14 protein-coding genes are annotated in these 15,672 nt (G+C 48.3%); 10 read left to right on the top strand and 4 right to left on the bottom strand.

The genetic code is table 11. The annotated features are described in order from the left end of the window. Positions 1-114: 114 nt before the first annotated feature. Positions 115-906, bottom strand: a complete 792-nt coding sequence (locus tag NWF04_06040) for a tryptophan-rich sensory protein (GenBank protein MCW4006138.1) — start codon at positions 904-906, stop codon at positions 115-117. 206 nt (positions 907-1,112) lie between these two features. On the opposite strand from NWF04_06040, the gene NWF04_06035 reads away from it, so the two are divergent. Further along, positions 1,113-2,309 (top strand): hypothetical protein, encoded by a 1,197-nt coding sequence (locus NWF04_06035; protein MCW4006137.1) that lies wholly within the window; start codon positions 1,113-1,115, stop codon positions 2,307-2,309. Positions 2,310-2,330: 21 nt separating this feature from the next. Here NWF04_06035 and ilvC read toward each other — a convergent pair whose 3' ends face one another. After that, on the bottom strand, positions 2,331-3,374 hold the full coding sequence (gene ilvC / locus NWF04_06030; GenBank protein ID MCW4006136.1) for a ketol-acid reductoisomerase: 1,044 nt from the start codon (positions 3,372-3,374) through the stop codon (positions 2,331-2,333). A 241-nt stretch (positions 3,375-3,615) separates the two neighbouring features. Between ilvC and NWF04_06025 the strand changes: the two genes are divergently transcribed. The 7 genes from NWF04_06025 (at position 3,616) to NWF04_05995 (ending at position 12,163) form a co-directional block, all read left to right on the top strand. After that, a complete protein-coding gene (locus tag NWF04_06025; protein ID MCW4006135.1) occupies positions 3,616-4,305 on the top strand; it encodes a diphthine--ammonia ligase in 690 nt (229 codons plus the stop codon). A 162-nt stretch (positions 4,306-4,467) separates the two neighbouring features. After that, positions 4,468-7,338 (top strand): bifunctional acetate--CoA ligase family protein/GNAT family N-acetyltransferase, encoded by a 2,871-nt coding sequence (locus NWF04_06020; GenBank protein MCW4006134.1) that lies wholly within the window; start codon positions 4,468-4,470, stop codon positions 7,336-7,338. Positions 7,339-7,710: 372 nt separating this feature from the next. Continuing rightward, positions 7,711-8,274, top strand: coding sequence for a 4Fe-4S dicluster domain-containing protein (locus NWF04_06015; GenBank protein ID MCW4006133.1), 564 nt, complete (start codon positions 7,711-7,713; stop codon positions 8,272-8,274). After that, positions 8,271-9,194, top strand: a complete 924-nt coding sequence (locus NWF04_06010; GenBank protein MCW4006132.1) for a CoB--CoM heterodisulfide reductase iron-sulfur subunit B family protein — start codon at positions 8,271-8,273, stop codon at positions 9,192-9,194. The genes NWF04_06015 and NWF04_06010 overlap by 4 nt, the downstream gene beginning before the upstream one ends. Beyond that, positions 9,195-10,175: an oxidoreductase gene (locus NWF04_06005; protein ID MCW4006131.1), complete on the top strand. Its 981-nt coding sequence runs from the start codon at positions 9,195-9,197 to the stop codon at positions 10,173-10,175. It begins immediately after the preceding gene. Beyond that, positions 10,172-11,623 (top strand): Ni/Fe hydrogenase subunit alpha, encoded by a 1,452-nt coding sequence (locus tag NWF04_06000; GenBank protein ID MCW4006130.1) that lies wholly within the window; start codon positions 10,172-10,174, stop codon positions 11,621-11,623. Before NWF04_06005 ends, NWF04_06000 begins: the two co-directional genes overlap by 4 nt. A 51-nt stretch (positions 11,624-11,674) precedes the next feature. Beyond that, a complete protein-coding gene (locus tag NWF04_05995; protein MCW4006129.1) occupies positions 11,675-12,163 on the top strand; it encodes a hydrogenase 3 maturation endopeptidase HyCI in 489 nt (162 codons plus the stop codon). On the opposite strand, the gene NWF04_05990 is transcribed toward NWF04_05995, so the two are convergent. Beyond that, entirely contained in the window at positions 12,160-12,426 is a 267-nt protein-coding gene (locus NWF04_05990; protein MCW4006128.1) for a hypothetical protein, read from the bottom strand. The two genes, NWF04_05995 and NWF04_05990, sit on opposite strands and share 4 nt — an antisense overlap. Before the next feature lie 61 nt (positions 12,427-12,487). Here NWF04_05990 and NWF04_05985 point away from each other — a divergent pair, with 61 nt between their 5' ends. Continuing rightward, positions 12,488-14,440, top strand: coding sequence for an aldehyde ferredoxin oxidoreductase family protein (locus NWF04_05985; GenBank protein ID MCW4006127.1), 1,953 nt, complete (start codon positions 12,488-12,490; stop codon positions 14,438-14,440). Between the two features lie 2 nt (positions 14,441-14,442). Next, entirely contained in the window at positions 14,443-14,949 is a 507-nt protein-coding gene (locus tag NWF04_05980; GenBank protein ID MCW4006126.1) for a 4Fe-4S dicluster domain-containing protein, read from the top strand. Positions 14,950-15,152: 203 nt separating this feature from the next. Here NWF04_05980 and NWF04_05975 read toward each other — a convergent pair whose 3' ends face one another. Continuing rightward, a complete protein-coding gene (locus NWF04_05975; protein MCW4006125.1) occupies positions 15,153-15,440 on the bottom strand; it encodes a MoaD/ThiS family protein in 288 nt (95 codons plus the stop codon). Positions 15,441-15,672 lie beyond the last annotated feature (232 nt).

Below are 15,672 nucleotides of genomic sequence, written 5' to 3'. Positions count from 1 at the left end.
AGTTTTTGCTTCGTGCTTGGCTTTCTTTGCTTTGTTCTTCTTATCCAGTGAAGGCATGCAAAATCACCACAATAATCTTGTGATTACAATCTGCTTAAAAGCCTTTACATTAACCTAAAGCCCAAAACTGGTTTTGCGGCTTCTTTTTTCCCATATGACCCGTAGAACGGTAACTGCGATGGCAACGCCTGCAACTGCTGCACCAACCTGCGCGGTAAGAACCACGTCGGGCACATCGGTTTGTTTAGCTGCAATGCCCAGCAAAGCCCAGACTATAACCAACGCATACGCCACGTCTTTTTTGACTGCCAAGACCACCATGGTTACCGCCAGCACTACGGCGACGGCTATAATTGCCAAGGGCGCATCCGCAGATGTCCAGCCTACTATACCTTGGTCATAAAGTGTTACAGCAACGTTTGCAGCTGACGCAACCGTTATCCACCCCACATAAACGCTAAACGGCAACCGCACAAACAACCTCTCTTTCATGCTTGGCGCGGGTTTGACAGTGTTTAGCCGCAGGTAAATTGCCGCTAAAGTGGCGAGCAAAGCGAACATGGGCACTGTAGATAAGGCGATGTAGTTGTATTGCCACAGGAAAATCCATATGATGTTGCATATGCTGCTTAGGACAAAGAGCCATGAGATTTTGTGCAAAAACGGTTTTTCACGCTGCCGAGGGAGCACCTGATACGCCGCGAAAACCGCCAGCAACGTGTAAATAATGCCCCAGATGGAAAATACGTAACCTGCAGGCGTTATTAATGTGGGGTTTTGGTCTGAAACTGTTGCGGTGCTTATTCCTCCGATGACTGCGGCGCTGGCTAAACCATTGACAATTAAGGTGGCAGCAAAAGCGCAGACGTTAGCTGCCTGCAACAAAACCGTATGCTTAGTTGGCAACATGCAAACCAAAATGTTCTACGAGTTTTGCGTTAATAAATTTTATAGAGCCTGAATATGTAAAAACCCTAAATCTTGGCGTGTACGCGGCTTTGATAGTTGCTGCCAAAAGCTGCAGTGTTGTTGCGGGGTGTTCTTGTGTGGGAACAAAATGTTCCTCAGGTAGAGCTATAGCTCTGCGGTGGATGTTTTGTTTGGTGGACCTCATGGGTAGAGTTGTTGTTTTGGCGGCTTTTGTTTTGGCGGCTTCTTGCCTTGTTGCTGCTGGGTTGCCCGTCTCGGCGGCTCTGGACGGTTCATGGGTTTCCAAAACTCCCTTGCCCCTGTACGTCAAAGATGTTTCCGCAGTCGCGGTGAACGACCAAATCTATGCTTTAGGTTACAACTACAGCAGCTTCAACTACGCCTATGACCCCAACAATGACACGTGGGCTCCCAAAACGCCTATGCCTCACAACCAAAGTCAATTCGCCTTAGCAGCCTACCAAAACAAAATCTATGTCATAGGTGGCTGGGTGCATCTGGAAACTGAACGCATCGTGACCTCGGCGTTAACGGGCACAACCCAAGTGTACGACATCGCCGCTGACAGCTGGGAAACCACAGCCTCCCTGCCCTACCCACGCTCCGACATGCAAGCCGCAGTGGTGGATGGCAAAATCTACGTTTTCGGCGGGCAAACCTACAACGGCAAAACCTCCGCAGCTGCATACGTCTACAACCCTGCCGATGACACCTGGCAACCCATAGCCTTCATGCCCACAGCCGCATCTAACTATGCCTGCGCAGTACTCAACAACAAAATTTATGTCATAGGCGGCGGACATGGCGGAGCAGGCGGAAGCGCAAGCAGCATAGTGCAGGTTTACAACCCTGCCGATGACACATGGATAGAAGGCAAGCCGCTTCCAGTTCCCGCAGGAGACGCCACCGCAGCTGTAATCAACGACAACACAAATAATTCGCAGCTTTACGTGCTAGGTATCCCCAACACATACTTTAGTGCAGACAGCAACGCCACAACCCAAATCTACAACCCCCAAACAGACACCTGGACCAACGGCTCATCCATCCCCACACCAAACTACGTCAAAATCTCCCTAGTAAACATCAACCAAACCCTCTACGCCACAGGCGGCAGACCCTTCGCATACGCCGCAATACCCGGTTTGTATCCCACCATAAACCAGCAATATATTCCCGCCAAACCACAACCCACACCAACGCCTGTGTCCTTGGCAACGCCCAGCCCAACGCCTTTGCCCTCAGATACGGTGCAGACTTCGCCTATTCCGCAGTCTGGTTTGGTTCCTGAATTTGTGTATGGCTTGGTTTTGATTGTGGCTGTTGTAGCCGCGTTTGGGATAGTTGCGGTTTTTAGAAAACAAGCAAAAAAGAATTAAAAATAAAGAAGAAGGGTGGGGTTATTGTTTGGGTCGTAGGGAGCGGACGGTTTTGCCTGTGCGCCAGAGTTCGGAGTTGCCCATTTCTTGGAGTTCTTGGGCGAGTTTGTTTTTGTAGTCTGGTTGTGCGCTTTTTTCGATGACTATGCGGGGTTCTTCTCCTGAGCAGACGAGTTCGTAGAGTGATTCGAAGAGGGGTTTGGTTCCGTCGCGGAAGCGGTTTCTCCATCGAAGGGCGCCGATTCTTGCGGTTTCGCTGCAGTTGTTGTACATCCAGTCCATGCCGTTTTCGTCGACTAAGCGGATGAGGCTCTGGGTGAGTTCTTCGACGGTTTCGTTGAAGGCTTCGCTTGGGCTGTGACCGTGTTCGCGCAAAGTGTTGTACTGCGCTTCCATGATGCCTGCCAAAGCGCCCATGAGTACTCCGCGTTCGCCTGTGAGGTCGCTGTACGTTTCTTTCTCAAACGTGGTTGGGAACAGGTAGCCTGAGCCGATTGCTATGCCCATGGCTTTTACGCGTTCCTCTGCTTTGCCTGTGGCGTTTTGGTAGACTGCGAAGCTGCTGTTTATGCCGCTGCCTGCTACGAAGTTGCGTCTTACAGAGGTGCCTGAGCCTTTGGGTGCAACCAAAATGACGTCAATGTTCTTTGGGGGTACGACGCCTGTTACGTCTCCGTAGACTATGCTAAAGCCGTGGGAGCAGTATAGAGCGTCTCCTTCTTTGAAGGTGTCTTTGATTTTTGGCCACATGTCTTTTTGTCCTGCGTCGGTGAGCAGGTACATTTTGATGGTTGCGCGTTTGGCGGCTTCTTCCATGGGGAACAGGTTTTCGCCTGGAACCCAGCCGTCTTTTAGGGCTTGCTTGTATGTTTGAGAGTTTTCTCTTTGTCCGACTATAACTTTGATTCCGTTATCTCGCATGTTAAGGGCTTGAGCGCGTCCCTGAATACCGTAGCCCAGAGTTGCAACAACTTCTTTCTCTAACACTTTCTGGGCTTGCTCTACAGTGAACTCTTCTCTTGTAATGACGTTTTCTTTTACGCCACCAAAGTCCATTTGTACCATGATGATTCCTCAAAGCAAACATGATACTATCAGGATGTAATTAAGAATATCCCTGTGGTTTTGTGTGGTTGCTTGGTGTTTGATGCATTTGTCTGCGTTTAAACAGTAAAGTGCTTGTTGAACAAATGTTTGTTTTAGGTTTGGCAAGGTATATATATGGCTACAAAGATTTAGTTTGCTGTTACATTTGACTGGTAATTCAGGCAAAAAATGTAAAAATGGAGAAACATGGTGAACAAGCATGAAAGTTGCAGTCCTATGGACAGGCGGCAAAGACTCCGCCCTAGCCTGCCACAAAGCCCAAAAAGACCACGACATAGCTCTCATGGCCACATTCATCTGGCAAAAACCCTCCCTCTCACATCCCTTATCTTTACTCAAACTTCAATCTGACGCCGTCAAAACACCCTTCCTCTGGGACAGACTAAAACCCCCATACCCAGAATCCTACCGCGAATCCATACTTGAACTAAAAAACGAGTACGGCATAGAAGGCGTGGTGACAGGTGATATCTCGTATGTGGATGAGTTTCATGGTAACTGGATAGATGATGTCTGCAAGGGCACGGGTGTTGAAGTTATCAAGCCTTTGTGGGAGCAAGACCGCAAAAGCATAATCGACGACTTGGTAGGCAGCGGCTTCAAAGCAGTGTTTACCTGCGTCAAAGAACCTTGGCTAACCCCCGACTGGCTAGGCAAAACCATCGACGAAGAACGCGTAAAACAAATGCAAGAACTCCACGACAAAAACGGGTTAGACCTTTGCGGCGAAAACGGCGAATACCACACCATGATGCTAGATGCACCGTTTTTCACCAAAGTTATCCACATGCCCAGCTTCAAATCTTCAAAAACTGACAACGGCTACATCTTAGAGCCCGAAGACCTCTCGTTAGCGCCCAAATGGTCCAAATGGAACGAAAAAACCTAACAAAACTGCTCTGCTCAACGCATTTCTTTTTGTGCCCTTTTTTGTTGTTTGATTCGCACGTTTGGTTTGCGAATTCTCGTATTTGCTTGATGAGAGTTTGAGTGCGGATGCATAAGCTTTAATTCTCCTTCTTCGCGTCGCTAATCTAGCAGGTGCCTTAAGATGGCAACACTAAACCTTGACAAGATTTTCAATCCCCAAAGCGTAGCCATTATCGGTGCAAGCGACACCGAAGGCTCAGTCGGCTACGCCATAGTCAAAAACTTCACCCGCCTAGGCTACGGCGGCAAAGTTTACTTTGTTAACATACGCAAACCCGAAATCCTCGGAGTGAAAACGTACCCGTCAGTGCAGGCTCTTCCTGAAGCCGTAGACCTTGCCATGATCGCCACGCCCGCCAAAACCGTCCCCGACGTGATTGAAGAATGCGGAAAAGCAGGCGTAAAAGGTGCCATAATTGTCTCTGCAGGGTTTAAGGAAACTGGTCCTGAAGGCAAAGCCCTAGAGCAGCGGATTCTTGAAATCGCCAGCCAATACGGCATACGTATTGTCGGACCCAACTGCATCGGAGTCATTCGTCCCCGCGTAAACCTCAACGCAACGTTTGTGGACAAAGTCCCAAAGTCGGGTAATGTCGCGTTTATTAGCCAAAGCGGCGCGTTGGGCTCTGCGATTTTGGATTGGGCTATTCACGAAAACATCGGATTTAGTAATTTTGTTTCTGTGGGTTCCATGATTGACGTGGATTTTGGTGACCTTATTGACTATTTTGGCACCGACCCGAAAACTAAGAGTATTCTCATGTATGTGGAAGGCATAACGGAAGCTCGCAAGTTTATGAGCGCCGCGCGTCACTTTGCCCGAACCAAACCCATCATTGTGGTTAAATCTGGACGGTTTAGTGAGAGTGCCAAAGCTGCCGCATCCCATACTGGCTCGCTCTCGGGTGAGGACAGCATTTATGACGCTGCTTTCAAACGTGCAGGTGTTGTGCGTGTGGAGGAGATTGCTGACTTGTTTAACGCCGCCGAAGTTTTAGGTACGCAGCCCTTGCCTAAAGGTCCCCGATTGGCTATTATCACTAACGCGGGCGGACCAGGAGTTATGACTACTGATGCTTTGATTGCAAAAGGCGGAAAACTTGCAAAGCTTAGCCAGAAAACTTTGGATACATTGGATGCTGTGTTGCCGCCGTTTTGGAGCCACGGTAACCCCATTGATGTTTTGGGGGATGCGGGGTCTGACCGTTACAAAGCCGCGTTGGATGCTTGCCTTAAAGACGAGAATATCGACGGCATACTGATTATTTTTACGCAGCAAGCCGTTTCAAGCTCCGTGCAGATAGCTAAGGAAATTACGGATTTGGTTCGTGACCAAACATACCACAACAAGACCATATTGACTAGTTTTATGGGGTATGGGGCAGTTCAGGATGCTAACAGTCTTTTCAACGCAAACAACATTCCCACGTACTCTACGCCTGAGCAAGCTGTGAAAGCTTACATGTACATGCATCAATACCAACGCAACGTCGAGCTCATCTACGAAACCCCCGAAGAACTCTCCCTAGATGCCTCCCCACCCAAACGCCCCATCATGGTTATCCTAAGAAACGCCGCCTCCGAAGACCGCGAAGTCCTAACCGAAGACGAAGCCAAACGCATCCTCAAATACTACAACTTCCCCGTCGTCAAAACCGCCGTAGCAAACAACGTCGACGAAGCCATAATGTATTCGCGGCAAATGGGCTACCCTGTGGTTCTAAAGATTCTTTCGCCTCAAATTGTCCACAAAAGCGATGCAGGCGGAGTAATCCTTAACGTGCACAGTGACGCTGAGGTGCGCGAAGCGTTTGATACGTTGATACAACGTGCGACTGCGTATAATCCTGAGGCGCAGATAATCGGGGTTACTGTGCAGCCTATGGTGCAAAAGAAAGGCTACGAAGTTATCATCGGCGGGAAAACTGACCCCATTTTTGGACCCGTTATCCTGTTTGGCATGGGTGGTGTTGGCGTGGAACTGTTCAAGGATTACTCGATTGGGCTTCCACCTTTGAACACTACGCTTATTCGGCGGATGATGGAGGAAACCAAGGTCTACAAGCTCCTCAAAGGTTACCGTAACTCGCCTCCAGCAAACACCAAAAAACTCGAAGAAACCATCCTGTTATTCTCGCAGCTTCTGGTGGATTTCCCGCAGATAAAAGAAATCGACATCAACCCGCTACTGGTAAACGAGAAAGACGCCTCCATCCTTGATGCGCGCATAGTTATCGACAAAAAAAGTGTCTGTAAAAAATTTGAACCCCACGAACACATCGTCATAAGCCCTTACCCAAAAAAACATGAAATCCTCTGGACCCTAAAAAACGGTCAGGACGTGCTTTTGCGTCCGATAAAGCCTGAAGATGAACCTATGTGGCTGGATATGTTCCAGAGTTTTAGCGAGGAATCCATACGTTACCGTTTCTTCCAACTGCTCAGAGACACCCCCCATGAAGTCCGTGTACGCTACTGCAACATTGACTACGACCGCGAAATCGCCATAGTCGCTGAAATGCTTGAAGGCGGACGCCGCAACCTCCTTGGCGTTAGCAGGCTTAGCATTGAACCCGACGGCAAAAGCGGAGAAATGGCGTTTGTTGTCGGAGACAAATGGCAAAACTACGGCTTAGGAACAAAAATGGTCGATTACGTCTTGGACATAGCCAAAGAAAAAGGAGTCGAGAACGTCTACGCCATCATGCTACCCGACAACTACCGTGCCCTGAGCCTAACCCAAAAAATGGGTTTTGACATAGAATACTTGGGCGATGGCACCGTAAAAGGCGTTTTAGACCTCAAAAAAGAAGATGCTTCTGATATGCAATGCCTCAAACCCAAAACCCAACAGCAAACCCCAGACGCAAAAACGCCGCAGACACCTGAGCAAACAAAAACACCCACAACTCCAGCGCCGCCGACAAAAGATGCCAGCAACTCAAAAACGCCCAGTACACCTAAAAAAGAAACTGAGTTAGCTTCCGCTTAGCTTAAACATCTTCTGCTTGGCAGCTATTTGTGCATCAAGGTTCGCACAGAACCCTTTTTCTTCTTTAATTACATCTTCTTGAGTTGTCAAAAACGGTTTTGTTGCCTTGGGCTTTAGTTCTGTGATTTTTGCGGCAACATGGAAAGAAAAAGGCAAACATGACCCAACCTTTATGTAGGTGATATGGACTTTTTGAGTCTTTATGCGCGTATGGTGCATTCCTATGTTGCCCAAGGTTGAAAAACTCGTGGCGCGTGCAATCCCAAACTGTAACTCGTCTTTGCGGATTCGAAATTTATTAAACCTAACTATCAAGTTTGGGGTTGAAGACCCTTTAGGGGTTAGTTATCATAGTAAGGGGATTATTGTTTAATGACGGAAAATGCTACTCCGGTTAAGGATACTGCGAATGAGCCGATAAAGGCATCTGAGTTTGATCCGAAATTTAAGTATCAACTTCTCAAGATGCATGGCGCCGAGAACCTGTTGAAGTGCTACCAGTGTGGAACATGCACTTCTGATTGTCCTGTGGCGCGATACAGTGACACTTACAGGCCGCGAACTTTGATTCGTATGGCACTTTTGGGTTTGAAAGACCGAGTTTTGAAGAGCGATACTTTGTGGTTGTGTGCTGCATGTTTTACCTGCACTGACCGTTGTACTCAAGGCGTGGAAGTCGCCAGCGTTATCCGTGTCTTTAGGAATCTTGCTGCTGAAGAAGGCATTGTCCCCCCAGTCTTCAAAGACCAAGCCAACAGCGTCTTAGAATCAGGCTACGCCTACAAAATCCCCGACCTACGCATAAAAAAACGCGACTCTTTAGGTCTACCACCCCTGCCCCAAGGCAACTCTGAGAGCATCTGCAAAAGCCTCAAAGACGTGGGCTTCATAAAACACATCAAAGAAGAAGACGAAAAGAAAGGTGAAACCCCATGAGCACAGACACCCAAAACACCACCACAACTGCACCCCCTCACAAGTACCTGATTTTCCTAGGTTGCGCCATACCTTACCGTGTTTCCTCTTACGAGATTTCTGCACGTAAAGTGCTTGAAAAACTGGGCGTTGAACTGGTTGAGATGCCTGAATTCAACTGCTGTGGCTTGCCCCTTGACCCCGTGAGCCACGAAATGATGATTATTCTCGCGGCAAGAAACTTGGCTTTGGCTGAGCAGCAGGGCTTAAACGTTATAACGCTCTGCCCCGGCTGTGCAGGGACGTTAAAGAAAGTTAACAAGATTTTAAAGGCAGACAAGGCTCTAAGAGAGCAGATAAACGCTAACTTAAAAGAGTCAGGCTTGGAGTTCAAGGGCACCGTGACAGTGAAGCATCTGATGCAGGTACTCAAAGAAGATATCGGCATAGACAACATCAAGAAAGCCGTCACCAAACCCCTCACCGCACTCAAAGTTGCCGAACACAACGGCTGCCACATTTTGCGACCCAAAGAATACATTGAATTCGACGACCCCGAAGATCCCCAGACCCTCAAAGAACTTGTCGAAGCAACAGGCGCCACCTGCCTTGATTACATGGATAAAACTGAATGCTGCGGCGCACCCAGTGTAGGTGTAAGCGACAAAATCGCCTTGCAACTCGCACGCGACAAACTAAACCACGTCAAAATGGTAGACGCACAAGCTTTAATAACAATCTGCCCATTTTGCCACATAATGTACGATACTAATGAGTTGCGTATCGAGAAAACCTTCAACGAAACCTACGGCATTCCTATTCTACATTATCCACAACTGCTTGGGTTAGCCTTAGGTATCTCGCCTGAAGAACTCGCCTTCAAAGAACTCAGAGTAAAACCGTTAGAATTATTAAAACAAATAGATGATGGTGCAAAATAAATGAGCCAAAACAAGCTAAAAATAGCCTTTTACTGGGCTGCAAGTTGCGGCGGCTGTGAAATAGCCGTGCTAGACATCAACGAAAAAATCTTAGATGTGGTTAAACTCGCCGACATCGTGTTCTGGCCTGTAGCCATGGATGTGAAATACAGCGATGTAGAAAACATGCCTGACAAATACATCGACATCACATTCTTCAACGGCTCTATTCGAAACTCAGAGCAAGAACACATGGCGAAGGTTTTGAGAGCTAAGTCAAAGACCCTAGTCGCCTTTGGCTCATGCGCTCACGAAGGCTCCATACCCGGCTTAGCAAACCTTAACGACCGCGACGAAATCTTCGAGCATGTCTACATCAAAGACAAATCAAACGTCAACCCAAACGCAACCATGCCCAAAACTGAAACCAAAGTAAAAGAAGGCATCCTGAAAATCCCCGAATTCTATGATACCGTCAAAACCCTTGCCCAAACCGTCGACGTAGACTACTACCTACCCGGATGCCCTCCACCAGTCGTTCTTATCAGCAACGCAATTGACGCCATCGCCACAGGCAACCTTCCACCAAAAGGCTCTGTTCTTGCACCTGCAAAAGCCGTCTGTGACGAATGCCCACGTAAACGTGAAAACAAGAAAATCGAGAAAATCTACCGTGTTCATGAGAAAGTTCCTGAACCTGACCGCTGCTTGATGGAGCAGGGAATCATCTGTTTGGGTATGGCTACCCGTAGCGGATGTGGCGCTCAATGTCTCAAAGTTGACATGCCCTGCACTGGATGCGGCGGTGCAGCTCCAAACCAGCCCGAAGTAGGCGCAGGCATGATGACCGCGTTGGCTTCAATTCTTGGCTTAGACGAAGACGCAGAGTACACCGAAGAAGACGTTCAAAAACTAATAGACCAAGTCAAAGACCCCGTGGGCACGTTCTACATGTACAACTTGCCTGCCTCTATCCTTAGACGAAAGGTGATGAAAAAATGAAAGAAATCCTAATCGACCCAATCACGCGGCTTGAAGGCCACGGAAACGTTTCCATATTCCTCAACGACCAAGGCGAAGTAGAAAACGCTTACCTAAAAATCCCCGAACTGCGCGGTTTCGAGAAATTCTGCATCGGACGGCGCGCCGAACTCATGCCCCAGCTTACCACCAGAATCTGTGGTGTATGTCCTGTTGCTCACCACTTCGCATCCGTCAAAGCCCTAGACGCAGCCTTTAACGTTGAACCAACACCCACCGCAAAGAAACTACGCGAACTCATGAACTGCGGCTACTTCATTTACGACCACACCCTACACTTTTACTACTTGGGCGGTCCAGACTTCATCGTTGGTCCTGATGCCCCCGTAGAGAAACGCAACATCTTAGGAGTCATCGAAAAAGCCGGCTTAGACGTAGCTAAAGAAGTCATTAAACACCGTGCTTACGGACAAAAAATCACCGAGGTTTTCGGTGGAAAAGCAACCCACCCCGTATGCGCCCTTCCAGGCGGCATCTCCAAAGCCCTAAGCGAAGAGAAACGCCAAGACGTCGGAAAGATGGCAGCTTCCAGCGTAGAATTCGCCAAGTTCTCCCTAAAAATCTTCCACGACCTCGTACTGGGCAACAGCAAATACCTAGACCTGATTAAAAGCGACGCCTACACCATGCCAACTTACTACATGGGCACCGTTGACGAAAACAACAAAGTCAACTTTTACGACGGCAAAATCCGCGTAGTTGACCCCTCAGGCAACGAATTCCTAAAGTTTGCACCCCAAGACTACCTCACCCACGTGGGCGAACACGTTGAAGAGTGGACTTACAGCAAATTCCCCTACCTCAAAAAACTGGGCTGGAACGGCCTTAACGCTGGTTCTGACAACGGCATTTACCGTGTTGGTCCCCTAGGCAGATTGAACGCTGCTGACGGCATGTCTACGCCTCTTGCACAGGCAGAATACGAAGTCATGTACAAGACCCTTGGCAGACCCGTCCACGGCACCTTAGCATTCCACTGGGCACGCCTCATTGAATTGCTAAACGCCTCAGAACGTGCAGTTGAGCTAGCCAAAGACCCCGAAATCACAGACACTAACATACGCAACAAACCAGGCGAACCAGGCGAAGGCATCGGAATCGTCGAAGCAGCACGTGGAACCCTCATCCACCACTACACCCTTGACAAAGACGCCCTAGTCAAAGACGTTAACATGATAGTTGCCACAACCAACAATTACCCCGCCATATGCATGAGCATCCGCGACGCCGCCAAAGGCTTAATCCACAACGGCAAAGTCGACCAAGGCATACTCAACCAAGTCGAAATGGCTTTCAGAGCATACGACCCCTGCTTTGGCTGTGCAACACACTTTGCAGTCGGCAAAATGCCAATGACCGTTGAGGTCTTCGACAGCAACAAGCAACGCATCCAAACGCTGCAACGCTAAACCCAACCTCTTTTCTTCTTTGTTTCTTTTCTTTTTGTGGTGTATTTTGCTTTGAAACACGCGGAAATTGAAACGCAACTAAAAGATTGGTTTAAAGATGCCTCTTTTGTTGTAGTTGCAGGTATAGGCAACGAAATCCGCCGTGATGATTTTTTGGGCGTAAAAATAGTCAAAGACCTTGAAGGCAAGGTTTCGTCTAAGGTTCATTTGATTGAATGCGAAACCGTTCCAGAAAGTTTCATGGATGAAATAATTGCTCTAAAGCCTTCGCATGTGCTTTTGGTGGATGCTGCGTTGTTGCAATTAGAACCTGGAGAGGCGCAGCTTTTTGATTCTGAAAAAGTCACTTCATTTCCTGCCATATCAACGCACATGTTGCCTTTGCGGATGTTTTGCGAATACATAACCCAGCTCACAGGCGGAAAGCTGTCCTTGCTTTTGATGCAGCCTAAAGACACAGATTTCGGAGAGGGTTTGACTCCTGAGGTTGAGGCTTGTGCTTCGCAGCTTGCCAAAATCCTGCTAAACGTGCTGCCTTAACCCTTGGTTTTTGCTGTTTGGGCGGTTTTGCGCGCGCAAGCCCCCTTTGTTTTGGTTGTTTTTGTGTGGATAAAGCCATGAACGATGCTTGAAAAGTGGGCTTTTTCCATTAAACAAGACTTAAATGCATCAGTCCAAAAAGCTTTTCTGCATTGTGTTTTGGAATTAAAAGCAAAAACACCTTCGATATGCATGCTAAAACCTGTCGATTCTTTATTGTTTGAATTGCAATTTTTACATGATTTTTTTCGTTGTCCATCCATTAGGTTTATATCCCGTTTTTCTTCCTATAATCAACCAGTGCGTGTGGAGGATAAGAAAAACATGTATGCTTACGCTGGTAAAATACTGCGTGTTAACTTAACCACAGGGGAAATCTCAACTGAGCCCCTATCTGAAAAGCTTGCAAAAGACTACATAGGCGGTATAGGTCTTGGTATCAAACTCCTCATGGACAACTCCAAACCCATGACAGACGCTTACGACCCTGACAACCCTCTGATTTACATGACAGGACCCCTATCTGGCACTATGGGTCCAACAGGTGGCAACAGCTACGCGGTTGTTTCCAAATCCCCTGCTACTGGCGGCATCGGAAACGCTGAAGCCCACGGATTTTTTGGACCTGACTTCAAACGAGCGGGTTATGACGCCATCATAATCACGGGAAAATCCCCCAAACTCTGCTACTTGTGGATTGACGACGACAAAGTTGAAATCGTCCCCGCAGAACACATGAGAAACTTTACCGTCGGCGAAACCGACCACGCCATTCGCGAAGAACAAAACGACTTTTACATCCGCGTCTCTGCCATCGGCGAAGCAGGCGAGAAACTTTGCAGGTTCGCAGCCATCATGAACGATGAATTCCGCGCTATCGGCCGCTCTGGTATGGGCGGTGTCATGGGCAGCAAAAACCTCAAGGCAGTGGCTGTCCGCGGAACCAAAGACGTCAACGTAGCCGACATGAAAGGCTTCCGCGAATTCGTCAAGCTTATTCACGAACGCATGCAAGGTCCCGCAACCAAGAAATACAAGACTCTTGGAACTCCCGAAAACGTTTTGGTTTTGAACTCTTTGGCTGCTCTTGCTACAAGAAACTGGACTAACGCAACTTTTGAAGGCGCCCAAAAAGTCAGCGGCGAATACCTCAACGAGCACTATGTCAAGAAGATTGTGGGCTGCGCAACTTGTGGAATGCGTTGCGACCACATCGCCGTTGTTCCCGAAGGTCCCTACAAGGGCTCGACTTCACGTTTGGAGTTTGAGTGCCTTTGGAGCATGGGTCCTTTGTGTGGCATTGACCGCTTGGACGCAGTAGTTGAAGCTATGCGCATCGTCAACGAGTACGGCATGGACGGCATATCAATTGGAGTCGTCGTCGCTTTCGCCATGGACTGCTACGAACACGGTGTCATCACCAAAGAACAAACTGACGGCATTGACCTGCGTTTTGGTAACGCTGAAGCTATGATCCAGATTATCCATAAAATCGGCAAACGCGAAGGCTGGCTTGGAAGTGCCCTTGCAGAAGGAACCAAAATGGCAGCTGAAATCATCGGCGGCGACGCCTACAAGTACGCCTGCCACATCAAAGGCTTGGAGCTTCCAGGCTACGACCTGCGGACTTTGAAGACTGCAGCGCTTGGTTTTAGCGTTTCCTTCCGAGGCGCCTGCCACCTAAGAAACGGAGCCTACTCCCCCGACGTCAAAGGCAAAGTAAACCGCTTCAAAATTGAACCTGGACGCGGCAAAATAATCGCCACTGAAAGCAAAATGTACAACATCATTGACTCGCTTATCGTCTGCAAATTCAGCAGAGGCACCTACTACGACGGCTGGACTGACCTAGTGAACTATTACACCTTAGCCACAGGCATCCCCATCACTGAAGAAGAAATGATGATGGACGGAGAACGCATCGAAGTTCTCGCGAGGCTCTTTAACCTGCGCGAAGGCAAAGGCACCCGCGAATACGACCACCTTCCATGGAAAATCCAAAACGTCCCCGTTCCCGATGAAGGTCCCGCGAAGGGCGTTTGCGTTAGTGAGGAAGAACTCCAAGTTGGCTTAAGCGACTACTATGAAGCCCGTAACTGGACTCAGGATGGTATCCCAACTTTGGAGAAAATCAAGGAAGTCGGTTTGGACGAGTACGCCTACATCGCCGAGGAAGCCAAGGAACGCGTCAAAGCCTCCAAAGCAAAAGCCAAAGCCAAAGATAATGATAAAGCCAAAGCGCCTCAAACCGCAAAAGCAGCCGCAGGAGGCGCCTAAACATGGTACGCCATCAAGACCGCAAATTCGTAACCGCCGACCCTGAAAAATGCATCGGCTGCGTGGTTTGCGAATACGCCTGCTCCATGGTAAACGATAACACATTTAACCCCAGCAAATCTCGAATCCGTGCTATGCGCATTGGTCCGCTCTCTAACTTAGCTATTGCCTGTCGCCACTGCGAAGACCCTCCCTGCCTTGCCGCCTGTCCCCGCGACGCCCTGACCCAAGAAGAAGACACAGGCATCATGCGCGTGGACGAAGAAGCCTGCAACGGATGTGGCTGGTGCATTGCTGCGTGCCCATTTGGAGCCATGAACATGCACCCCGAAAAACGCGTAGTCTTCACCTGCAACAACTGCACCGACAACCCCGACGGAGAACCCCAATGCGTCAAATGGTGCCCCGAAGAAGCCCTCTCATTTGTCACCGCAGAGCAACTAGCACAAAAATCACGGCAAAAAGCAGTCAAAAGCCTATTCCAAACCGCCAACGCCACAAGCAAATAACCCCAAATTTAACACGCAAAACAAGACGCAACAAGCGTCCCTCTCTTCTTTTGTTTATTACTTACCACTAAAAAGTAGACCCCCTCCCCCTATGGTTTCTGCATAGAATTAAAATTTGGAGCCTAATATGCTACTAATAGTTGGTGTGTGAGGAAAAATTGGCTTGGGTGTTCAAAGTAGTGTCTGTGTTTTTTGGTTTGGGTTTACCCGCCTGTCATGAGGGACATTAGGGTTATGGTGTCGCCGTTTTTTAGTTGGGTGTCTACGCCGTTGAGTTGGTTCATTAGTAAGCCGTTTACCATGGCGACGAAGGTTGATTTCATTTCTTTTTGTCCTTGCTCGTAGACTTCTTGGGTGAAGGGTTTGCCGTATTTGTCTGCGACTCTGTCAAGTACACTTCCCAGCAGTGTACCTTCTTCTACTTCAAACTCGTCTTGACTTTCCTTAGTGAAGGTCTTCACCAAGCTAACATACTGAACTTTTACCTTCAAGGCATCTGCCTCCCTAAACTTGGCATACTATAATACTTGAGTTGCTGGCTGCTCATATTTGTTTTCTCCCAAAAAACAGCTTTTGCAACATCAGTTTCCCCCCTTTCACGTTATGCTTTGTGGTTCACGACGTGAGGGAATAACATGTGTTTTAGTCATTATTTCATGTGGGGAACGCCATTAAGTTAATATAGTTTTCACCTGACTAATAGTTTCTTAATCAATGGAGGAA

The organism is Candidatus Bathyarchaeota archaeon (genome assembly GCA_026014465.1).
Taxonomy (GTDB): Archaea; Thermoproteota; Bathyarchaeia; order Bathyarchaeales; family Bathycorpusculaceae; genus JADGNF01.
The sequence above is the reverse complement of the archived record's forward strand: the minus strand, read 5'-3'. Positions and strand labels throughout refer to the sequence as shown.